Here is a 22,608-nt window from a genome sequence, read left to right as displayed (position 1 = left end):
TAGTCAGCCTGCTGCTTTCTGAGCGGCGTGGCGGGAGCACACGCTTAATGCCTGTACTACCACTCGAGGTAGAGAAGCTCCTGGGTGACTGCAGACCAGCTACCGAGCGTCCAGGTATCGCCTTCTAGGCGGCTCAGGCGGACCTCCAGCTCTCCGTCTCTTAGCCTCGCATGTGCGACCACCAGCGCCAGGGTAGTTGAACCCGGGTCTCGGGCAAAAAAGACGGCCCTACCGGCGCCGTGTTCGCCAAGCCGCGCTCGAATCTCGCTCTGCATGATCACTGAGCGACGTGAGCTAAACCGCTTGGCCGTCATAGGAGCTTCAAACCCGTCCTGAAAAATGACGGGGCCAGCGGTGCTCGCGGTAGCGCTGTTGCTGGAAAGATCGAAGTCTGGGGTCCCAGCGGGTGCAACCACCGTTGCCGTATTTTCGATGGAGCCTGAGTTTTCCCCTTGCGCTACCTCGGCCATCAAGAGGAAAGTGACGCTGCTCCCCTGGGCCAGGTTGATGCTTTCATCGATCGACCCGGTGCCAGCCGAGTTGCAGGTCGCCTGGCCGTCAGCAACGCAGGCCCATTCGGCGTTGATGACCTCTGGTGGAAGTTGGTCAGCAACCCGAGCGCCGACAACGTCTGCAGGCCCTTCATTGCTGACAGTGATCACGTAGTCGAGCGCGTCACCGGCAGCCACGTTGGTCTGAAAAGTGGTTTTGCGAATGATCAGGTCAGCGCCGTTGCCAACGGTGACCCGGAATCCTCTCGGCTCGGACGTATCGGCACCGCCGTTTGCCGTCCCGCCGCTGTCCTGAAGCACGGCCTGGAGTTCGGCGGTGCCGCTGGCTCCGGACAGGACCAGTTCTAAACGTCCGCTAGCATCCAGGCTGGCGGCCTGAACAACGCCGCCGGGATCGCTGGTTTCCTCGACGGATAAACGGATGATGTCCTGATCGTCTTCGCCCATGCCGGGGCTGATGTCGGTGACAAAAGCGTCGATGGTCCGAACGCCCGAAGCCCCCGGGGCAAAATTCTGATCGCCCGCCGCCGAAAATGACGGCGGGTCATTGATGCCCGTCACGGGGATGGTTACCGTCGCGTTGGCTTGCGCTCCGGCGTCGTCTTCAATGGTGTAGCTAAAACTCGCATCGCCAAAAAAATTGTTTTCAGGCGCAAACTCGACGGCGCCTGCCTGGAGCGTTGTCTGCCCGCCCTGCAGACTCTGCACGCTGACGATCTCTATGCTGTCGCCAGAATCTCCGGCGCCCGCATCGTCATTTGTCAGTAGGGTTGAGAACGGAATCGTCACCGTTCCCGAGTCCTCGGCAATTGGCGCCAGCAGGTCGTCGACCGCGTTGGGCGCGTCGTCAACATTATTGACGTTGAAGGTGGCGATCGCCGAGGCTTCGCCGCCAAATCCGTCGGTGATGGTGTAAAGCAGTGTGGCCTGCCCGACCGTGGCCGGCGGCGGCGTGTAGTCGACGCTGCCGTCAGCCTGCAGCAAGACCGTACCGCCAATACCCTGAGCGGAAAACGTACCGGTTGAGGTGACGGTCAGCGGATTGGTTTCCGGGTCCGAATCGTTATCGAGCACGCCTGGTGCCGGGACGCTCAACGATCCGTTTTCGTCTAGAGAGAATGTGTCGTCAACCGCCTGAGGTGGAAGGTTGTCGAGGCCGACGCGGATTGTAACCTCGCCGGAGGTCTGCTCATTTCCATCGCTGACTTCGTAGCCAAATCGGTCCTCGCCTGCGGTATCAGTTGGCGGTGTATAGGCGAAAGATCCATCGGCGCTGGCCGTCAGTGACCCGCCGATGCCGCCCGTGTTGACCACGGTGGCCGGCAGCACCGCGAGGCTGGTCGCATCGCTGGTATCGATATCCGTATCGTTGGCCAGGAGGCCCGAAGCGGCGTCGACCAGCAGGGGCTGGTTTCTCTCGGCGCCGTAGCTATCGTCACCGGCGACCGGCGCGTCGTTTGCCCCGGCGACGCGAACCGTACCGTCGGCAGTATCGGACAGTCCGTCGGGGTCTTCGACACGGTAGGTGTAGGTAACCAGCTGGTCCTCGCCGGTATCCAGGGATTCAAACTGTCCCTGCGGGTCAAAGCTAAACGTGGCGCCGGGTCCAGTCGGAGTAACGATACCCTGGGCCGGCTGCGTTGTGACGGTGTAGCCTAGCACCGTGTCGTCAACGTCTGTGGCGTTAAAGCTGCCGTTATTCGGTCCGTCTTCGTTGGCGGCAAGTTCGGCCACCGGCGAGGCAACGGGTGCATCATTGATGCCGTTGACGGACATCGTGATGGCGCCCGTATCGCTGGCGTTGGCCCCATCAGTCGCGGTGAATCCGATGACGACGTCCGTCGACTCGCCAGCCCCGAGCGACTCAAACTCAGCACCGCTTGCGTCGAAGGAGAAGGTTCCATTTGTGTTGTCGGTAAAGCGCAGGTCGATACTGTCAAAGCTAAACGAGAGCGAGTCGCCCTGGTCTACGTCCGACGCCGGAAACGTGGCGCTCGCAAGGCTTCCTTCGGCCACGCTGAAAGCGCCGGCGCTCGCGGCTGGGGCATCGTTGACGCCCGTAACGCGGACTATCAAGGAGCCTGTCTCGCTGGAGAAGCCGTCGCTGGCGGTGTACTCGATCACTTCAACGTCGTTGTCACCGTCGCCGAGCGCCTCGTACTGTCCAGCCCCGTCGAAATTGAAGCTGCCGTCTGCGTTGATGGTCACGTTGGCGCCGGAGGTCAGATTCAGCGTCTGACCTGCCGAAATTCCCGCGAAACCTGTGACCGTTGTTCCCTGGTCCTCGTCGTCGGTGGCATCGTCGTTCACCAGCACGCCGTCATCGCTGCTGTCGCCCGGCGTGGTTTGGCCGTCGGTATCGGTGCCGGAGACAATCGCGGAATCCTCACTGACGATGAACGGGTCGTTTTGCGGTGTCACCGGGTCGTTTAGCACCTCGACCGCACCAAGGTCGCAGTCTGGGTCGCCCAGCCCGTTGGCATCAACCGGTCTGGTCAGGCCACGCTGATCGGCCGAATCGCCGCCGCACATTCCGTTGCTCGACGTCACGCTATCGACTGCCGGCGAATCGCCCTGAGGGAGCAGCGTTAGCGTGGGCCCGCCATTGTCTTGAAGCGTGCCAAGCAGAGGGCTGTCGATTAGATTCCCGTCAACGCCGTTGGTGACGCCGCACGATCCGTCCTCGAGCAGGCTGTCGGTGACGTTAACCGTTGGAGCCCCGCTGGTAAAACAGTCACCGTTGCTACCGCCGTTGGCCACAATTGCGCCGGACAGCGAGAGCGTTACGCCGGACCCGGCATAGAGTCCATCCCCAGCCGTCGAGCTGGTATTGCCAGCGATTGTGCTGTTGTTAATCGTCACCGTGCCGCCGTTGCGCCAAAACAAGGCACCGCCGCTGGTTCCCGCCGTGTTGCCGTAAAACGTACTTCGCTCGAGGTCGAGCACTGAGCTCACCTCACTGCTAGCGCCACCTCCAAAGGTCGCGCTGTTTCCCGAAATGGTGCTGGCGGTCAGTGCGATCGTTGAGTTGTATCCATAGATCCCGCCGCCAAAGTCCGCCGTGTTGCCGGAGAAGGTGGCGTTGCTTGCCATCAGGGTGGCCAGGTCGACGAACATGCCTCCGCCGAGGGTGGCGGTCCCGGTCCCGTCGGCGCAGCCGCCTTCCACCGTCACATTGCTGATCGTCAGGCTGGCGCCGAGATCCACCATGCCGAGCCTGCGCTCGCCGGCTTCTGCTACACCGTTGATGGTGCAGCTCGTTGCCGGATCGAGGACCAGGTTAAAGTCGGTTGGGCCGTCCACCGAAATCTCCCCCGTGAAGCGCGGCAGCGCGTTTGAGCCTGAGGATGCGGCGTTGTCGTTCTCCGTAAATTCCATGCGCGCCGTGTTGCCAGGGACAATTCCCAGGGTTGCTGCGTCGGCAAAAGAAATGGAAGAAGGGCTGTCTTCCAGTTTGGCCAGCGTGATGGCTTCGCGCAGGCTACAGTCCTCCGTAGCGTCGCTGCCGTCGTCCCCACACGTGCCGTCGTTATCGACGGCCAGCGTGTTTACAACAATTGCGTTGTCCACCTGGAACTCGGTTTCGACTGCGCCAACGTCACAGCGTCCGTTGCGAGGTCGGACTCCCCCTCGCTGGTCGATAGAGGTGCCGTCACAGCTTCCGTTGACCGCTTCGGCGAGGTCAATAGCGGGTGAACCCACTAGGGGCTTCATCGTCTGGGTTGCTCCGCCGTTGTCAGCGAGCGTCCCAAGCTCGGGGTCAATCGAAAGGTTGCCGTCGACGCCGCCCTGAAAGTCGCACGCCAGTGAGGTGCCTACAATCGAGTTGGTGAAGTAGCCTCGAACGCCCGCGCCGGTACAGTCGATGTTGTCGTAGACGACGGTGTTACCAGTGAGAATGCTGTTATCAACCGTTAGGGTGGTCGTGGAACTGCTGTAAATACCGCCGCCGCTGCCACCCGACATCATCGTTCCTGCGTTGTTCCCGGTGATCGTTACGTGACTGAGATTCAGCGTGCTTTCCTCAGCGACCGAGATTGCGCCGCCACGATTGTTCGCCGAATTTGCGTAGAGCGTTGAGTTTCGTAGTGAAACTCGTGACTGAAATCTCCCATGGATGCCGCCGCCTTCGATGGTGACGGTGTTGCCGGTGATCGTACTGCGGTCAACCGCAAGCTGGGAAAAATTGGCGCCGTAGAGTCCGCCCCCTCGGTTGGCTGCTCCATTTCTGAGCGTCAGCGACGAGATTGCCAAAGCGTTGCTGTTGCCGACTCTTAAGACGCGAAAGCTGTTGTTCCCATCGATAATCGTCCCGGCGCCCTGGATCGTGATATTGCTGTCGATCGTGGGCAGCGCACCGGTAAGTGTGACAGTGGCACCAGCGATGCCGGAGAGATCAATGAGGTCGCCAGAAACGTTATTGTTCCCGTCCAGATTGATGTCGAAGGCAGTCGCGTCGATCGCGTCGACGCCGGTATCAACTACGCAGCCATCGGTACCGACGTTGTTATTGGCAGACTCGATTGCTTCATTCAGCGTGCAGTCTCCAACCGCGCCCGTCCCGCCGTTCGACGAAGTGACGCTGATCGTAGCCGCCTCCGCGGTAAAGGCCGCTAGGCTGGCGGACACTGCCGCCGAGAGCTTCAAAATTTTCAAGACGCGACCTCCCTATCGGCGTCGGCGCGACGCCGGGGTTGGCGCCAATGAGATCAGCCGACTCGCGCATTTGGTTCCATCCGGCGAAGCGGGTTGCCTCGCCGTTATCCACCAACGCGACGATATTAAGGCAACTCCTCGAAATAAGCATGAAATTTTTCCGTGCATGCATCACGCATTGACTCCGCGGTCAAAGCGTTCGTAATTCACTCGCGATTCTGGTCAACCTTGAACTTCTGCCGGGGCTTGCGGCCCGCTTTGGGTATCGACAGTCTGCGCCGCGGCTTTTGGGGCCGTTTCGTGGTCGGGTGGCATGAAGAGCACAGCAAGCTTGCCGCCTATCCCTGGCGTCGCACGAACTTTGGCCGCCAGGCGTGTCAGGCCGTGAAAGAAGACCACAAGCGGATTGACCGAGTTGATGGGTTGCGTGATGCCGAAGACGACTTTCTCTTGCTCCTCGGCGAACGTGCCGAACAGGCGGTCCCAGAAAATGAAAATTCCTCCGTAGTTTTTGTCCATGTAGCCCGCGTTGGAGCCGTGGTGCACGCGGTGGTGTGACGGCGTATTAAATACCGCCTCGATGGGTTTAGGCAGCTTCTTGATGGTTTCGGTATGCAGAAACGTCTGGTAAAGCTGCACCATGGCTTCCGAGAAAAAGACCAGGAATGGATCGAAGCCCAAGAGCACCAATGGTGCGTGAAAGAACAGTGGCCAGAGACCATCCATCGGACCGAACCGGTAGGCCACCGACAGGTTGTAGTGGGGCGACGAGTGGTGGACCGTATGGGTTGCCCAGGCGATCCCAACGTGGTGGGAAAAGCGGTGCTCCCAGTAGTAGGCAAAGTCGGCGACCACGATACACAGCGCAACGGTTGCCCAGGTGATGGGTATGTCCACCAGCGCAAACTGGTGCAAAAAGGCGTAGCCGCTCAGATAAACCACGCCGAGCAACAGGTAGGTGATTCCGTAAGACAAGACCGTGGTAAGAAAGTTGGTGGCGGTGTCCGCCGCCAGTCGTCCGTTCAGGCTTTTTCTCAGCGCATACCGCATGAATTCAAACGCCAGGAATAGCAGCGACAGGACGAGAAACCACTCGCTCAGCCAAACCTCCAGTTGGGTCAGCAAATCGACGCTGACCGGGGCAAAAAGATGTTCCACTTCTGCTCCAGAAAATAAATTATCAGAATCGATAAATTACGTGAACTGATGTATATTGTCAATAATGATAATTTAAAGGTGATCCTGAAATGGCGCGACCCAGCCTCAAGGAGGCGAGACGTTCTGAGATTCTGAGCGCTTACGGTGTGTGCGTGGCGCGCTACGGCGTGGAGGGGGCAACACTGGAAAAAACCGCCGAGATCGCCGGCCTTGCGAGAGCGCTGATACGACACAATGTCGGCAACAAAGAGGACCTGCTGGCGGCGTTTGTGGATCGGTTTCTCGACAGTGCCACAGCGGGCGTCGATGAGCTTTTTGACGAACTGCCGCAGAGCGATCGCCTTGAGACTCTGATCGACTGGCTGTTCGACCCGGAGTACTTCGACCCGCAGGAGGTTCGCATCACCAACGCGCTGTGGTTTGCGGCGTCCGAGCGCCCCAGGCTGGCAACGCAGCTTCGCGAATGGATCGATAAGTTCATCGGCCGGATTGCCGATGAGGTCGAGAGGGCTCACCCCCAGGCTCCCAGCCAGCAAAGAGCCGCTGTCGCCAACGGTATCGCCGCAGCGTGTTTTCATGTGGAAACGATGGCGTCTGTCGGTGCCTCGTCCGGCGTTCACTCGGAGCTGGTCCGTTCGGCTCACCTGCTCGCTTCGACGCTTTGATCCTTGCCAACACGTTCTGTTTTACACTCCCGTCTGGGCAGCGGTGTGAACTGAACCCCCATTGACGGCTGAAAATACACGCGATCGGGAGACTCTGACGCTCGACTCTGGCGCGAAGGTGGTGGTTCCGGCCACGCCCAGCGGCATGACACGTTTTGTGCTGCAGGAGCAAGGCGAGTGGTTCGAGCCGGAGCTGTCGTTGCTTCCGAGCATCTTGGCTGACGATTCTTGCAGCATCGATGTCGGTGCTAACTATGGTCTCTATACCCTCGCGTTGGCACACCACAGCCGGCCTGACGGTCAGGTTGCTGCTATCGAACCTACACCCGCAACGGCGGCGTGTCTGCGCGCAACGGTCGATGCCAATCAGCTAACTGGGACGACCGTATGGGAAATGGCGCTGTCGAAGGAATCAGGCCAGACTCAGCTGCACACCTACCCAAATTCAGAGCTCAACACGTTGGGTGGCGCAGGCGTTAAACCGGGCGCGGTAGTGCAGACGGTGAAGGTTCGTACGCTGGACGACGTCTATGCTGAGCTCGGATGGTCGCGCCTCGACTTTCTGAAGCTCGATGCGGAGGGTGAAGAGCAACGAATCGCCGAAGGCGGGCGCCAGACGCTTGAGGCGACCGACCCGCTGCTGCTTTTTGAACTCAAACATGGCGGCAACCTGAATACGCCGCTGATCGATCTGCTGGGCGACTGGGGCTATGTCTGCTATCGACTGATCCCCGAGCTGGGCGCACTGACGCCGTTTGATCAGAGCCGCCCGCTGGATCGGTTTCAGCTCAACCTTTTCTGCTGTAAGGCGCCGCGTGCTGACGCGCTTCGGGCCTCTGGCCTCCTGCTCGACGAGAACCCGCCGCCGAACTTGCCCGATCCGCCGCCGGCGCTTCCCTGGGTAAAGGATCTCCCGGAACCCGCGGGCGTTGACCAAGCCATCTTTCGAGCTTGCCAGGTGGATGCTGATCCAACAGCGGATGCTGCTGACCGCTGGGCAAGCCTTCACGGCGTGCGTGCCGCAGTCGTGCAAAGGCTCGGGGACCGAGCAGCGCCACTGGAGCTTCTCTCGACCGCTGCGCGGGTGGCGTTTGCCTCTGGAGAGCGGGCCCTGGGCGTGGATCTGCTGGCGGCGCTCATTCAGCGCATCCAGGGTGGTGAGCCGTTTGTGCCCAGGTATCGCTTCTTTCCCGCCACGAAGCGCTTTGACGCGATTCCCGTACCCGAGAACCTTCGAGACTGGTTCGTCGCTAGCGCCCTGGAGCGATATCTGAAGGAACACGCGTTCTCAGCCTATTTCTCTCGCAACAAGTCTGCCGCCATCCTGCGTTACCTGACCGAGCTGGGTTTTGCTGACGCGGCGCTGCTGCGCCGGGCGTCAGCTCTGGAGCGTCTTCAGCAAGCGGTCGCCCAGGCGTGACTCGCGCCGACGTCATCTCGTACCCGATATCAGTCAAGGCAAAACTATGATCCGCTCAAAGCTGGCCACACTTTTTTTGCTGCTCGTGCTCCCACTGGGTTTTGCGTCCGCGCAACCTGCCGCTGCCGCCTGGGAAGTCGATTTCTTGGATGAGTTCGAAACGTTCAATCACGAGCATTGGCAGGACCAGCTGCTGTGGGTGAATGACGAAGACCAGTGCTATGTTCGCGAAGGGCAGTTCGGCACACGCGAAGTTAGCAACGGGATGATGATTCTGCGCGTCGTGGATTTGGGAGAGCCGAGGACCTGCTTCAACTGGAACAAACGGGGTACTCAGCATCCGCCCAGCCGATACGTGGCCGGTCGAATCGCCTCAAAGAACCGAGTTGAATTTGCCCGCGGGCGTTGGACGGCCCGCCTTCGGGTCAAGGGCAGCGGCCAGCCGGGCATGTTTCCGGCGTGGTGGCTCCTCGGCGCGCTAAACAACGAGCCGCCCGTCGATGAACCCGATGAAACGGTTTGCTGGCCGGTGAGAGGCTCCGGGGAAATCGATATCTTCGAACATCATTCGGATGGCGGTCCTGACCACTACGCGGCGCGAGCGATCAAGAGCCTCGGGTATTGCGGGGGTGGAGACTGGCAGTCAAAGATGCTGGTCCAAAGCGCGGACCTGAATGAGTTCCACGAGTACTCAGTGGAATGGTTAGGCGAGGACCTGGTGTTTCGCTTGGATGGTAAAGAGGTTTACCGGCTGGCCGGCGAGGCGGCCAACCTCCCCGAACCGATGTTTGCGGTACTCAATTTTGCCAAGATCAATATCTCAGCCATGGCCGTCAGGCGATGGGAAATGGAGGTTGACTGGGTCAAACATGAACGCTGGGTCGGAGAGCCCTAGGCCCTCAAGTCAGCTGCCTACCAGGGCAGCGTTTCGCCGGTGTAGTCGATAAAGCGGCCGGAGTCTTGCATCGACATCCCGTCGATGATGCCGATCAGGTTTTTCACCGCATCCGGCGTGCGCTGGGGCTTCAGCTTGCCCTCGGCAACCATTTTTACCGCCATCTGAAACTCGGGCGGGGCGGTCTCCGGGGTCATATCCAGAATTCCCCGCGTATCCACGTTCCCCGGATTGATCAGCCCCACCAGAACGTCGCGCTGGGCGAGCTGCAGCGACAGGTTGTACATGATGCTGTTGAGCGTTGCCTTGCTGGCCCGATAGCCGAGAAAGCCTGGCCGGGTTCGACCGATCGAGCCGGCGCTGCTGGTGATGTTGATGAGCTTTTTCTGCTCACTCGCGGCGACGTTTTCCACCAGCGCCTCCGCCACTCTCAGCGGCCCCAGGGCGTTCACGTTGATCATCGCGCTGACAAACTCATAGTCCAGCTGGCCGAATTCCTGCCGCGGGCTGAACTCCACCAGCGCCGCATTGTTAATCAGGATATCGATCGGCTGGCCATCGAGCGATTGCTTAAGCGCCGCCATCTGCTCCGCGCTGGTGACGTCGAGCTGCAGAATTTGAATATTGCTGTGCGCTTTGGCCAGGTCATTGAGTTCGCCGGCGGACGCTGGCGTTCGACAGGTTGCGAGCACCGTTGCCCCCTGCTCAGCGTATTGCCTGACAAACTCCAGACCAATACCCCGGTTGGAGCCGGTTACCAGCACCGTGGGCGAACCGAAGGCCGGGCCCACAAAAAGAACCAGCAAAACGATTCGCAAAAATCTGCTCGTCATAACCGACCACCCGTTAAAAACTGAGACTCTAGCAGTCCGCAGAATACCTTAACATTTACTGAGCAGCGTTCACCGCATGAGACCCTTCGATGGGTCAGCACCCAGGTCAGGTGATTGAAACTTGACCGCGACGAAGAGGACTAAAAGCACCGGGCGCGGCGGTTCAGGTGCCGGTCAGCTTTGGTCGGTTAACCTTCATTTCACGTGTTACGTTGTAGCTTGCGCTTGTGGCAGTAAAAGCACAGTTCAGCCTGTCAGTTGTCCTTCGGCTGGTGTCAGCGCTTTTGCTCGGCCTGACGATCGCGTCTCCTCAAGCGATCGCCAAACCCTCCGTGCTGGACCCCGAAGCCATTGAGGCTGCCGGTGCCGTCATTCGTGACGTGGTGCTGGACCGGCAGAATGTGTTCAACCTTGGCGATCCAAAAGAAGATCGGCGCCTGTATCGTCTGGCCAATCGGCTGCATGTGGTGACGCGCGAAGAGGTCATCCGGGGGCAACTGCTGTTTCAGCCTGGCGATCGGTTCGACGCAAGACTTCTGGAAGAGACCGAGCGCATCCTGCGCCGCAACGAGTTTTTTATCGACGCAACGGTTAGGCCCATTGCCTTCGAAGGCGGCATGGTCGATATCGAGGTTGTAACCGAAGACGTCTGGTCGCTGACACCCAAGGCGTCGTTTTCGCGAAGCGGAGGCGAAAACCGGGTGAGTCTAGGCGCCGAAGAGGTCAACCTGCTTGGCAATGGGCAGTTCCTGCGCGCCCGGTATCTGAGCAATGTGGATCGCGATTCAACTCAGCTGGAGTTTGAGGACCGGACGCTCAATCACGGCTGGTGGGGGCTGCTGGTGAGAGCGGCGGACAACTCGGACGGCGACTCGGCCCTGATTTCACTCGAGCGACCGTTTCCGGCGCTCGACGCTCGCTGGTCGGCTGGCCTTCGATTCACCACCGATGACCGTGTCACGCCGCTTTACAGTCTGGGGGACGAGAACGCTGAATTTCGTCACGAGCGCGACTTCCACCGAATCTATGGCGGCTGGTCCATGGGTCTCAAAAGCGGATGGGTACGCCGCTGGACGGCCGGCTACATCCACGATGACAACCGCTTCTCGGCCCCCCTGGAGCCTGACCCGGGTCGCGTCACCGTAATTCCCACCGATCGGAACCTACGTTATCCGTTTATCGGTCTGGAGATCCTCGAGGACAACTTCGAAAAGGCAGAAAACGTCAACGTCATGGGCCGAACTGAAGACGTGCTGCTCGGCGCGCGGCTCGCCGCAACCCTGGGATACTCAAGCACAACGCTCGGCGCAGACCGCAATGCCTGGGTGGCTTCCGCCCAGGGCAGCGTCGGCTTTGGGTCGCTTAACTCCAAAGCGCTGCTGCTGGGTTTTAACGGCCAGGCCCGTCTGGAAGACGGGGACCTGCGCAACGCCCGACTTCGCTTCGACGCACGTTACTATCGGCGTCAGTCCGATCGGCGCACGTTTTTTGTTGAGGTCTCCGGCACCGCCGGTGACAACCTCGACCTCGATGATCCGATCGAGCTGGGTGGCCGAACCGGTCTGCGGGGCTATCCGCTTCGCTATCAGGGCGGAGACTCCAAAGCTGTGCTGTCGGTTGAACAGCGCTGGTTTACCAACAAATACCCGTTCCGCCTGTTCCGGCTAGGGGGGGCCGTTTTTGCCGATGTCGGTCGGGCCTGGGGCGAAAATCCGATCGGCGAAGAAAACCAGGGTTGGCTGCGAGACGTTGGCTTCGGGCTGCGCATCGCGCCAGTCAGAGCGAGCCGGCGGATTGTGCATATCGACTTCTCGTTCCCGCTGGACGGTGACTCGTCTATCGATTCGGTGCAGGTGCTGTTTCGGGCCAGAAGCACCTTCTGACCCTCATTCCAAGCCGCAGCCGCTCCAATTCAGGCAGGTTCGCCCGCATCTCGCGTGTTTACCGTCGCCGGCTCCCGCTGCTCAGCGAGCTGGCGCTCTCGGCGCAGCTCCCCGCGGAGCAGGCGAAACAGCGGTTGCAGCTGGATCGCCAAGGGGTTGTGTCCCATAAATCCGGTGGTCACCCCATAGCGCACTGGCTCCGTTTCAGGCTGGTAGGTTCCGAAGAGACGGTCCCAGATAATGAGTGCGCCACCGTAATTCTTATCGATGTAGGCCGAATTGCTGCCATGATGCACGCGGTGGGCTGACGGCGTGTTAAGCAGCTTGCCCTCAAACCAGCCCAGTTTTGGCAACGACTCGGTGTGAAGAAACAGCTGATAAAGCAGTCCGAGGCCCAGCGAAAGTGCAATCCATAACGGGGAAAAGCCCAGCAGTGTCAACGGCATAAAATAAAGGGGGCTTACAAACTTGCTGATCCAGTTCAGACGCACCGCCGTGGTGAAGTTAAACCAGGGGCTGGAGTGGTGGGTGTGGTGTAACGTCCACATCGCCGGCACCTCGTGGAGCATGCGGTGATACCAGTAATACGCAAACTCCACGAGGATGAACGTGCCGACAATATTGAGGGCGGACGCTTCCAGCCGGAACAGCTGATAGGGCTCGACGAACGTTAGGAATGTATAGGTCCAGGCCAACGCCAGGGGCTTTAACAACGCCCCGACCACCGCCACCGAGAAGTTCGCGAGCGTGTCGCCAGCGCTGTAGACCTTTCGACCAAGCCTCTTCGACCAAAGCAGCTCGCAGATAACCAGCACCAGAAAGACCGCGACGAGAATCCTCTCAACATCCATTTGACCGCCTCCTTAGGTCCTTACTGACGCTAGCGACCGCCGCGGCGCGATTTCATGCGCTCGCGCATCTGAGTGCGGCTTTCCTCCTGAATCTCGCGGTACTCGTCGAGCTGCTCATCGGTCAGTATCTCGGCCAGCTCCTGGTCGGCCTTTTCTCGAATCGGCTTAAGCTCTTTGGCCATGGACCGCATCTCCCGACGGCTCGGCTTTCCTTGACCTGCGCCATCCGGGCTCATGCCGTATTTCTCCATCACGCTCCGTGAGGCGTCGAATCTAGCCCGCAGAATTGGCTCAACCTGCTGCTTTTGCTCGTCGGTAAGCTGCAGTCGCTCCTGAGTCTGAGCATACGACTCGCGGAACGCTTCGGCTGGGTCCTCTGCGGCCTGCGCAGTGACGCCGACAAAGGCCTGCAGCAGCAGGGCCATAAAAACCGTATTGGTGAACTTCATAAAGGCTGACTCCTTAAGGTTGGCCCCCAGGATACAAAGCGGCCTGTAAAGGTGTGCCCGCTTTTTGACAAGAAGTGTCAGGACCGGCGAATCGGCTGTGGCCATGGTCGCTCGACCAGGACCTTCATTTCGGAGCAGTCCGGCGTTTGGCGTCCCGCGCCATCCGCGCTAGCGCAGCGGTATAGGCGGGGCTGGTATCGCAGCACCCGCCAACGATTGTGGCTCCCGCGCTGAACCAGTCCCGAGCGATATGGGCGTATTGATCAGGCGTGAGCGGATTTCGGATAACCCGCAGCGGCTCGCCACCGGCCGGCTCGTCCCGAATGGGATTGGCGTAGCCGCCGATCGGCAGGTCACTGAGCTGGCGGAGGCGTGGGAGCGCTGCCGTGATGGCGCTGGTGCTCGAACAGTTCACGAGCAGCGCCTGCGGCGTCAGCCCCTTCAGCGCATCGACTGCGGCCGCGAAGCTATCGCCGCCGCGAAGCCCTCGGCCGGTTCGTTCGATCGTCCAGCTCACCATAAACGGTTTTCCGGACTCTTCCGCCGCAGTCGCGGCGGCCCTGGCCTCCTCGGCGGTTGATAGGGTCTCACAGAGATAGCAGTCAACCAGGGGGTTGAGGATCGCCACAAGCCGGCGATAGGTTGCCAGGTTGTTCGAAAAGCTGTCGACCAGATCGGCCGCGTAAGACGTATTCAGCGGCGGTAACGAACCTGCGAGCTGGACGTTCCGATCAGCGCGGTCGCGCGCCTCCGCGGCGCAGCGGGCGGTTGCGCGGATTAAGGGCTCGAGATCGTCTACCCGGCCCTCCCGCGCGAGGAGCACCGGCGTTATCGCGTAGTTATTCAGTGTGACCACGTCGGCGCCCGCGTGGATATAGTCGAGGTGAAGCTGGGTGACGGCTTCCGGTGCCTCGACGCAAGCAAGCGCTGACCAGAGTGACGACTGATAGTCGCGCACCTGGACGCCACGGGCCCGCAGTTCGGTGCCGACTGCGCCGTCCAGCAGCGTGATTTCAGGACTGCTCAGCATGGCCATAAGCCTCCGAGCCGGCTGAGTCGGGCAGTGAAAGGGTAAGATCCGGTACGATACTGCAGTGTCATCGCCGCAGTTTAAGCGAGTGTCGACCGCGTGTTCGCGCGTCGTTGACATGCCGGCTGGCACGTTCCCATTTTTTCAACACGTGACTTAAGACCATGGCTTACATTCTGATTCATAATCCGGGCTGCGGCTCATCAAAAAAGGGGCTGGCTCTGCTCCAGGAAAACGGTGTGGAGCCGGAGGTTCGCAAATATGCGAACAAGACTGAGCGGCTGAGCGAGGAAGAGCTGCGAGACATTGCGGCCAAGATGGGCGAGGTGAGCCCCCGGGAGTTTCTGCGCGCGAAGGATGCGGAGCGCGTCGGGCTGGCGGAGACGGCCAGCGACGACGAGGTATTTGCCGCCATGGCCGAAAACCCCAAACTGATTCAGCGCCCGATCGGCATCAACGGCAAGCGGGCCGTGGTGGGCCGACCTAACGACCGTTTGCTGGAGATTGTCTAGCGGAGTGCCTCCGCAACCTGACGACGGTTCTCTCTTCCCGGCTTTGCCGTGACCTCCTAAGATAGGCCGCATGAATTCTGACGGTTTTGAGGCTGAGCGCTATGGCCGCAAGTTCGGCTAGCGTCCTCTCGCGTTTTGAGCCTCGACGGCTCGCCGATCTGGTGACGCCCTGTGCGCTGATCGATGTCTCTTTGGTAGAGAAGAACGTGCGGAAGATGAACGCGTCGGCGGCCAAGGCCGGCGCGCCGCTGCGCCCGCACGTCAAAACCGTCAAAAGTATCGAGCTTGCCAAGCTGATGACGGCGAGTCACCCGGGCGGGATTACGGTGTCGACGCTCGCCGAGGCGCGCTACTTTGGCACCGCCGGCTACACCGACATCCTTTACGCGGTTGGTATCGCGCCCGCCAAGCTGCCGGAGGTGGCTGACCTGCGCCGGCAGGGTATCGATCTCAAAATTATCCTCGATAGCCCCGAGGCGGCCACCGCCGTCCGAGATTGGTCGATGGCGCAGCGCGTGCCGCTGAGCGTGCTGGCGGAAATCGATGCGGACGGCCACCGCGGCGGCTTCGACCCGGGTTCGGCAGAGTTACTGGAGGCCGCACGGATTCTGCATGGGTGCGAGTTCACGCACTTTGCCGGCGTGATGACCCACGCTGGAGGCTCCTACGACTGTCGAGGCAAGGCCGCCTTGCAGGCGATGGCCGTGCAGGAACGCGACGCGGTGTTGGTCAGCGCGGAGCAGCTGGCGCAAGCGAACATCAGCTGCGACATGATCAGCGTTGGCTCCACGCCAACGGCGCTCAACGCGCCGTCGCTGGCCCCCGCAACGGAGATCCGGGCGGGCGTCTATCCGTTTATGGATCTCTATCAGGCGGGGCTCGGCCTCTGCGAGCCTGAGGATATCGCGCTGTCGGTCCTGGCCACCGTGATCGGTCACAAGCCGCGTTTCAATCGTTTGCTGGTTGATGCAGGCGCGCTGGCGTTATCAAAAGATCGAGGCACCGGGGCTCAGGAGATCGACCGGGGGTTCGGCCTGGTGTGCGGCCTGGACGGAACGGTTTGTGGCCGGCTGCTTGTGGAGACGGTCAACCAGGAGCACGGTCTGGTGACCAGCGCCGATGGCAGCACGCTCGACTTTGCTGCCTGGCCAATCGGTTCTCAGCTGAGAATCCTTCCCAACCACGCCTGCATGACGGCCGCCGCCTACGACGCCTATCTGGTGCTCGGGCGCCAGGGTGATACCGTTGAGGCGCGCTGGCCGCGCTGCGGCGGCTGGGGCGTAGGCTGACGACGGCCCGCTAGCCCCAGCGCAGCTTTGCGCGAGAGCCTAAAGACGACTCGAGCTCCCAGTGCGCGGACTCAGCGAGTTCTGTAACGGGCCGACGAAGCTCGGTGCGCAGCGTTGCTTCCGCCAGAGCGCTTGCCCGCATCCCCACCCAGGCGTTACGGCCGCTGGCCTTGGCGGCATAAAGGCAGCTGTCGGCCAAATTGAGCAGGTCGATCCACCGCAGATCTGCGGTTTCGTCGCCCGTAAGCGGGAGTTCGACAAAACCCGCTGAACAGGTCACGCGCAGTGCCCCACCACCCTCTATGAGGAACAGGTTGCTGGCGATCTTCTGGCGCAACTTCTCCGCCCGCAGGGCGCCATCACCACTCGCTTCGACGCTGCAGGCCACAAGAAACTCTTCGCCGCCCCAGCGCACGATGGTGTCGGTCGACCCAAGCTCGTCTCGAAGCCGCTCGGCAACCTGCACGAGCACGCCGTCTCCCGCCTCATGGCCCTGGGAGTCGTTGATGTTTTTGAAATGGTCTAGATCCAGCAGCATGACAACCAGTCCTGCCGATCCCGCGTGGGAGTGGGGAGCAAGCTGCTCAAGAAACCGCCGATTGCGCAGCCCCGTAAGCGCGTCGGTCAGGCTGGCTTCCTCGACGGCTGCGTAAGCCGATTCCAGCTCCTGGGTGCGGTTGGCAACCTCGCGGCTCAGGCGTCTGTTGGACCGTAGCTGGCTGACGCGCGCGTAGCTGAGCGCGAGCACCACCAATAGGATGAAAACGCCTGCAACCCAAACCTTGCGAAGCAGCACCTCTCGGGCCATTCGCTCTTGCTGTAAGGTCTGATTCGCCTCCAGCAGCTCGATCCGCTGGCCCCGCCGCAAAAACTCCGCCTGCGATTGCATCGCCGCCAGGTTTTGCTGGCGGTCGCTACGCAGAATCTCGCTCTTGAGCTGCCGCTGCCGCTTGATGGCCGCCAGGGCGCCGGGCAGATCTCCGGCCGCTTCCCGGGCCTCAGCGAGCAGTCCGGTGAGCTCCTCTTCCCGGTCGCTTTCTCCGTTGCCCCGGGTCATTTCGATTCCAAGAAGGGCTTGTGCCTCCGCTTCTGCGAAGTTCCCGTCAGCGATTTCCAGCGTGACCCGCCGCATGCGGATCTTTGGCAGCAGGCTCCAGGACTCGCGCTCGATGGCGGTTGCCAGCGCCTGATCGAGCAGCACTCGAGCTTCCGGCAAGTTTCCCGCGGTGAGTTCCACCTTGGCAAGAATCGTTTTGGCCCACGCCCGATCTCGCGGCGCGTCGAGCTGATCAAAGAGCTTCACTGCCTTCTGCGCTTGCTGGCGAGCACTGTCGATATCGCCCGCCTCGAGCAACGCCTGCCCAAGCATATTGTGGCTGTAGGCGATGTCGGTCAGGTTGCCGACCTGCTGATCCAGGGCCAGCGCATCCTGTAGATAGCTCAGCGAAAGCTCATGGTCACCGAGCTCCCGGTGAATCTCGCCCAGGTTATATAGCGCCGTCGCCGAAGCGCTCAGATCATTGGTTAGCTGCGCCAGCTCCAATGCCTGCATATGCGCCTCCAGCGCCGGTTCAAACTGGCCCATCAGCTCCAGCACAACGCCCCGGTTGGAAATCTGGCCGGCGACACCATCCATGTTTTCCAGTCGCTGATAGATCGCCATGGCGGCATCCATGAGCTCCAGGGCATCCTGGTAGCGAACCTGATAGCGGCGGACCCGGCCGAGCAGCGCCAGCCCGTGCGCCCTGCGCAGGAGATCTTCAGCGCTGGTTGCAAGGGTCAATGCAGGCTCTAGATGCCGCTCGGCGTTGCGGTAGTCATTTCGGTCGACGTAGATGCCGGCCATGCGGCGATGGATGTCGCTCTGTCGGCCGGGGTCGCCGGCGGAACGCGCCACCTGCAGCGCCTCCTGGCCTGTGTTCAGCGCCTCAACGTGGTTGCCGACAGCGTTTTGCGCCCGCATCACAAGCCCGAGCACATCCACTAAGGGGCCAGGTAATCCGGTCTTTTGGGCTGTATCCCGAAGCTGAAGGCTCAGGCTCAGGGCGCGCCGCGCGTCCGAATCCAGCAACAGCTCCACTTGTTCAAACGAAGGGTCGTTGACTTGACCAAGCGCGAGGGCCGGCGCAGAAACCAGCAGCAGGCTTAAGAAAACGTTCCTTGTGAAATCCCCCATCAGCATCAGCTCCTTTGACGCGATAAGATCACCATAACACGAATGGCCCGCCTCGCTACAAGGCCTCACTGACAAGCGGCGCGGACTCCCTCACCAGATGGCGGCGCATCACCGCGGCCAGCTGCTGCCGTGTATAGGGCTTCGCCTGGTGGTCGTCCATGCCGGCGGCAAGGCACCGCTCACGGTCTTCGGGCATGGCGTTACCGGTTAACCCGATCACTGGGATGGTCAGGCCGAGCTTTCTCACCTGCTCCGTTGCCTCGAAACCATCCATCCCCGGCATTTGACAGTCCATCAAAACCAAATCGATCGACTCGGCCTGGAGGAGCTTTAAGCCATCCTCAGCGCTTTCGGCGCAAAACGCCTGGCAGCCAAAGCCCGATACCATCTCGGTGGCTACCACGGCGTTGACCGGGTTGTCCTCGATGATCAGCACAACCGCTTCAGGCACGCTGATCTCGTGGTCAGCCGACTTTACTAGCCCGGTTGCCGGCGAGGATTCCGGCAACCGAAGTCTCAGGCAGAACGTGCTGCCTATCCCGTAGTCACTCTGGACGGTTATCTCACCGCCGAGCAGCAGCGCCATCTCGCGGCAGATTGCCAGACCGAGTCCGGTGCCACCAAAACGCCGATTGGCTCCATCTTCCACCTGCCGAAAAGACTCGAAGATTGTTTGGAGATGTTCCCCAGGGATTCCGATACCCGTGTCGACCACCTGGATCAACCAAACGTCGGTCTCCTCAGACGGCGTGATCTTGAGGGTCACGCTGCCGTTTTGGGTGAACTTCACCGCGTTGCTGATGAGGTTCGACAGAATTTGCCGCAGCCTTGTGCCGTCGATTTTGACGAAGGGCGGCAGCGCGCCGGCGATCTCCAGCCTGAGCTGAACGTTGCGTTGCTGCGCCTGTCCCTCAAAAGCATGCAGCGTGCTTTTGGCCAGATAGCCGAGATCCACCGGTTCTGATTCCACCCGCAGCTGGCCGGCCTGCACCTTGGACAAATCGAGCACGTCGTTAACGATGGCGAGCAGCGATTGCCCGCTCTCCCGGATGGTCGCCACCATCTTTTTCTGTTTCTGGGCCAGCGACGTCTGGCCTAACAATTCACTCATGCCTAACACCCCGTTCAGCGGTGTCCGAATCTCGTGGGACATGTTGGCCAGAAAGCGGCTCTTGGCGTCGTTGGCGGCCTCGGCGGTTTCCTTCGCGGCCTTCAGCTCCTGCGTTCGTCGATCAACTTCCCGTTCAAGCGCCTCCCGGTGGTCCAGCAGCACCCGTTCCTGTGCGGAAAGGCGTTCCACGGCGTCTGCCAATTCGCTCCTGGATCGGTAGAGCTTGCGCTGGATGGCATTGGAATGAAGTCCGACACGCGCGTTGCAGACCAAAATAAACAGGGCCGCAATCACGACGACGGTCACCTGGGCCGGCGTATCTGTCGGTGGCATGGTTAGCCCGTGAGTCGCAACGATCAGACCAAATGCCGATCCCGCCATCGACGCGTTCAGCACCGTCTGACGCCATGACATCACAACGGCACCAAACGAAAAGATGAAGAAAAAGGTCATGCCCAGATAGAAGGTGAGCTCTGGCTGAAGGAAGATCACCAGCGCGGCCAACGCAATGTTGAAGGGAACCTGCGTCTCGGCGTTGCTCAAGCCTCTAAGCCATGGATGGGACAAGGTTGCATACGCCAGGGCGTAGTACGCAACGCCAACGGCCGCGAACGCAGGTCCGGTCCAGAGCGAAACGTTGGCGCCGACAAGCGCAAACAGCAAGATCACAAGGCCCGAAGCGACAAAATGTGCGCCGGCCTCCAGTACGCTGTAGCGACGACTGCTCAGGCGCTTCACGGGTTCTGCCCCGTCTTTGGTATCCCCCTGGGACACGCTGGCCTCTGACGCTGCTGTCGAAATCTGCTCCATCAGTGATAGATCGGCCGCGCATATATATACTGAAGGGGTGAACGACGGGGGTACCCTTCACCCTCGAGCCTCCTGGGTAGACGATTCGCGGCCGGCGTTGGATACTGAAGCCATGCAAACAGCGTTAACCGAAAAGTCGATCCGAAACAGCGTCCCCGCCGCTCGAGCGCTGCTGGTCAGCGGCGCGGTCCTCTCGCTGGTGGTAGTTGCGCTCGCTTTTCCGGACCGCAAGCCGGTGGTCGACCCGGACCTCTTAGCGCTGATGACGTTTATGGCGACGATCAAAGCGGCGACCGCTCTGGGAGCAATGGGCTTGAGCTGGTGGCGCCTCGGGCGAGCGGCGTCCGACCATTTGTCGTTGGCCCTCCTGCTGGGCCCGGGATCTATGATCGGAGCATCGTTCGCGATCTGGCAGCTTCAGCACCTGCTGCCGGCGATGATCGTCTTCTATGGCGGTCTGGCGCTGGTGCTTTGGGCGGCGTTCGTCGATAAGGATTAGCCCTAATCTCACCTCACAACCGTCTCCGCTGATGTCACAAACAACCAAGCAGAATCCTCCGCCCATCGATCCGGCTATCGTCGATCGTCTCAAGGGCTACCAGGCTCGCACCCAGGAGGCACAGGGGAGGGCGGATAAGGTTGCCGTTCGCCTGGCGCCGGAGCTGGAGGCACTGCTTCCGGCACAGGGTGCCGAGGAAACCATCGAGCGAACCAAGCGTGTCTTGGACGCGGTGGAGACCGTCAACGATGCCGCAACGGCGCCGATCAACGGCGCGATTGAATGCCGAAAAGGGTGCGGCTTTTGCTGTCATCAGCTGCTTCTGGTGAAGGTAGGTGAAGCGCTGACCATGCGCCGAGCAATGAAAAAGCTCCGTCGCCCCGCACGTCGTGAGATCGAGCAGCAGGCCAAGGCGCAGAAGAAAACGCTGCGGCGGGCCGGTTATCAAGGCAGCCAGGATTGGAAGAATCAGCAGAAGATGGTGCAGCTGGGTGACGCCGCCAGAACCGCGGGCCTGCCCTGTCCGTTTCTCGGTCGTGCGTCTCAGGCCTGTGTGATCTACGAAGACCGCGCCGTGCCTTGCCGCTCTGCTTTCGCCTTCGAGCGAAATCTCTGCAAGCAGCACTATGGCTTCCAGGGCAAGCCGCCCAAGACACAGTACATTGAGTTTGGTGTCATCCACCGCACCGAAAAATTCATTCCGGGAGACGGCTCGCTGATTCCCGCCTGCGAAGTGGTGTTAGACGACCGTTTCGATCCCTGAAAAACGACTCTTCTTGTCATCGGTCGAGGCGGTGACTCAGCTTCGGCAGGTGGAATTCCGGCAGCTCAAACCCGCTATTCCTATACGGGTCCAAGCCGTTGTCTCGCAATGGGCTAGACTCAGGTACAGCATCATCGGAGGCAAAAAGCCTAAACCGTGCGTTATCTGAAATATCTGAGTGGGCTGGCTTTCGCTGTGCTGCTCACTGTTCCTGTCGAAGCGCAGATCTTTGATGATCCGTTCGAGCCCGATGATTTGGTGCCGCTGGCCGGCGCGCTGATCAACGGCGCTTCACCCGACTTTGTTTTCCCGCCGGATATCGATATCAACCTCGAGCTGCCCGAGATCGAGCGCTGGCTGATCCAAGGGCGTGATTTGGCCACGCCGCTAGATATCGATTGGTTCGTTTTCTACATCGACCAATACCTGTTTCGGCCGCTGGCGGGGCAGATTCGCATCATCCCGACCTCCACATTTTCGCAAAACAATCTTCGGGTAGAAGTGGCGACCCTGAGCCGCGACTCGCTGCTCAACTTCACGATTGTTCCGAGCATTCTCCAGTCGTGTTTCGAATCACCCGTTGGAGAGTCGGTGGTCAACCTGGGCGAAGCGGACTTCCTGGCGTTCTATCGGGTCCGCGGCTGTCCGGGTTTTTTGCGGGCCGCCGAGCAGGCCGGCGTGGAAAAACAGCCTTACGACTTTGAGTTTGAGGTGAACGATCGAGAGCGGGCGCCGGCGCTGGTGGCCAAATTATCGGGAACGGTGAGAGATATTCGCAACGGGCAAGCCGTGCCGGGCGCTGCGGTCTTTACTCAGGTCAACGACATCACTTTCGGGGACCCGGATACCGGTCTGTGGCGGTTTGCAACCGTTAACGCGCCCAGCATCGTCCTGGATTTCCTGGCGCCTGGTCTCGACTCCACCGGGCCGGTCGACATCGGGCCCGTGGGCCCTGCCGATACAATCTCCAACATATCGTTGGGTGCCGCGCCGGCGGGGCTCATCTTTTTTGCTGGCTTTGAGTAGCTAAGAGCGGCCACCCGAGGGCGGCCGCTCAATACTGATGTCAGCTAAGCCGGGCAGGGCCTAACTGTTC

The 22,608-nt window shown here is 60.7% G+C and carries 17 protein-coding genes; 9 read left to right on the top strand and 8 right to left on the bottom strand.

Annotation, left to right across the window (positions count from 1 at the left end; all coding sequences use genetic code 11):
• Window positions 1-56 precede the first annotated feature (56 nt).
• The gene (locus AAF358_09930; GenBank protein ID MEM7705859.1) at window positions 57-5,168 is read right to left on the bottom strand and encodes an Ig-like domain-containing protein; all 5,112 of its coding nucleotides are present in this window, start codon (window positions 5,166-5,168) and stop codon (window positions 57-59) included.
• Window positions 5,169-5,390: 222 nt separating this feature from the next.
• Complete coding sequence (locus AAF358_09925) at window positions 5,391-6,326, bottom strand: sterol desaturase family protein (protein MEM7705858.1); 936 nt, start codon at window positions 6,324-6,326, stop codon at window positions 5,391-5,393.
• 89 nt (window positions 6,327-6,415) lie between these two features.
• Between AAF358_09925 and AAF358_09920 the strand changes: the two genes are divergently transcribed.
• The 3 genes from AAF358_09920 (at window position 6,416) to AAF358_09910 (ending at window position 9,306) form a co-directional block, all read left to right on the top strand.
• Window positions 6,416-6,991, top strand: coding sequence for a TetR/AcrR family transcriptional regulator (locus tag AAF358_09920; GenBank protein ID MEM7705857.1), 576 nt, complete (start codon window positions 6,416-6,418; stop codon window positions 6,989-6,991).
• Window positions 6,992-7,052: 61 nt separating this feature from the next.
• Window positions 7,053-8,411, top strand: coding sequence for an FkbM family methyltransferase (locus AAF358_09915; GenBank protein MEM7705856.1), 1,359 nt, complete (start codon window positions 7,053-7,055; stop codon window positions 8,409-8,411).
• A gap of 46 nt (window positions 8,412-8,457) precedes the next feature.
• The gene (locus AAF358_09910; GenBank protein MEM7705855.1) at window positions 8,458-9,306 is read left to right on the top strand and encodes a family 16 glycosylhydrolase; all 849 of its coding nucleotides are present in this window, start codon (window positions 8,458-8,460) and stop codon (window positions 9,304-9,306) included.
• Between the two features lie 17 nt (window positions 9,307-9,323).
• Here the strand turns inward: AAF358_09910 and AAF358_09905 are convergent, their stop codons facing one another.
• Window positions 9,324-10,139 (bottom strand): SDR family oxidoreductase, encoded by an 816-nt coding sequence (locus AAF358_09905; GenBank protein MEM7705854.1) that lies wholly within the window; start codon window positions 10,137-10,139, stop codon window positions 9,324-9,326.
• A 227-nt stretch (window positions 10,140-10,366) separates the two neighbouring features.
• On the opposite strand from AAF358_09905, the gene AAF358_09900 reads away from it, so the two are divergent.
• Entirely contained in the window at window positions 10,367-12,022 is a 1,656-nt protein-coding gene (locus AAF358_09900; protein ID MEM7705853.1) for a hypothetical protein, read from the top strand.
• A gap of 29 nt (window positions 12,023-12,051) precedes the next feature.
• Here the strand turns inward: AAF358_09900 and AAF358_09895 are convergent, their stop codons facing one another.
• The 3 genes from AAF358_09895 to AAF358_09885 form a co-directional block, all read right to left on the bottom strand.
• Window positions 12,052-12,873, bottom strand: coding sequence for a sterol desaturase family protein (locus AAF358_09895; protein ID MEM7705852.1), 822 nt, complete (start codon window positions 12,871-12,873; stop codon window positions 12,052-12,054).
• 29 nt (window positions 12,874-12,902) lie between these two features.
• Entirely contained in the window at window positions 12,903-13,322 is a 420-nt protein-coding gene (locus tag AAF358_09890; protein MEM7705851.1) for a hypothetical protein, read from the bottom strand.
• A gap of 124 nt (window positions 13,323-13,446) precedes the next feature.
• On the bottom strand, window positions 13,447-14,352 hold the full coding sequence (locus tag AAF358_09885; protein MEM7705850.1) for a homocysteine S-methyltransferase family protein: 906 nt from the start codon (window positions 14,350-14,352) through the stop codon (window positions 13,447-13,449).
• A gap of 164 nt (window positions 14,353-14,516) precedes the next feature.
• Here AAF358_09885 and AAF358_09880 point away from each other — a divergent pair, with 164 nt between their 5' ends.
• Together AAF358_09880 and AAF358_09875 are read left to right on the top strand one after the other, a co-directional pair.
• Entirely contained in the window at window positions 14,517-14,864 is a 348-nt protein-coding gene (locus tag AAF358_09880) for an ArsC/Spx/MgsR family protein (protein MEM7705849.1), read from the top strand.
• Window positions 14,865-14,965: 101 nt separating this feature from the next.
• Window positions 14,966-16,153 carry an alanine racemase gene (locus AAF358_09875; GenBank protein MEM7705848.1) on the top strand — a complete coding sequence of 396 codons (1,188 nt, stop codon included), beginning with the start codon at window positions 14,966-14,968 and terminating at the stop codon, window positions 16,151-16,153.
• Window positions 16,154-16,163: 10 nt separating this feature from the next.
• Here AAF358_09875 and AAF358_09870 read toward each other — a convergent pair whose 3' ends face one another.
• Together AAF358_09870 and AAF358_09865 are read right to left on the bottom strand one after the other, a co-directional pair.
• Window positions 16,164-18,329 (bottom strand): diguanylate cyclase, encoded by a 2,166-nt coding sequence (locus AAF358_09870; protein ID MEM7705847.1) that lies wholly within the window; start codon window positions 18,327-18,329, stop codon window positions 16,164-16,166.
• A 55-nt stretch (window positions 18,330-18,384) separates the two neighbouring features.
• Window positions 18,385-20,250: an ATP-binding protein gene (locus tag AAF358_09865; protein ID MEM7705846.1), complete on the bottom strand. Its 1,866-nt coding sequence runs from the start codon at window positions 20,248-20,250 to the stop codon at window positions 18,385-18,387.
• A 112-nt stretch (window positions 20,251-20,362) separates the two neighbouring features.
• Between AAF358_09865 and AAF358_09860 the strand changes: the two genes are divergently transcribed.
• From AAF358_09860 to AAF358_09850, 3 genes are all read left to right on the top strand, one after another.
• Window positions 20,363-20,749 (top strand): hypothetical protein, encoded by a 387-nt coding sequence (locus tag AAF358_09860; protein ID MEM7705845.1) that lies wholly within the window; start codon window positions 20,363-20,365, stop codon window positions 20,747-20,749.
• 31 nt (window positions 20,750-20,780) lie between these two features.
• Window positions 20,781-21,512, top strand: coding sequence for a YkgJ family cysteine cluster protein (locus AAF358_09855; GenBank protein ID MEM7705844.1), 732 nt, complete (start codon window positions 20,781-20,783; stop codon window positions 21,510-21,512).
• A gap of 156 nt (window positions 21,513-21,668) precedes the next feature.
• Window positions 21,669-22,538 carry a hypothetical protein gene (locus AAF358_09850; protein ID MEM7705843.1) on the top strand — a complete coding sequence of 290 codons (870 nt, stop codon included), beginning with the start codon at window positions 21,669-21,671 and terminating at the stop codon, window positions 22,536-22,538.
• Window positions 22,539-22,608 lie beyond the last annotated feature (70 nt).

The organism is Pseudomonadota bacterium (assembly GCA_039033415.1).
Classification (GTDB): domain Bacteria; phylum Pseudomonadota; class Gammaproteobacteria; order Xanthomonadales; family SZUA-38; genus JANQOZ01.
The sequence above is the reverse complement of the archived record's forward strand: the minus strand, read 5'-3'. Positions and strand labels throughout refer to the sequence as shown.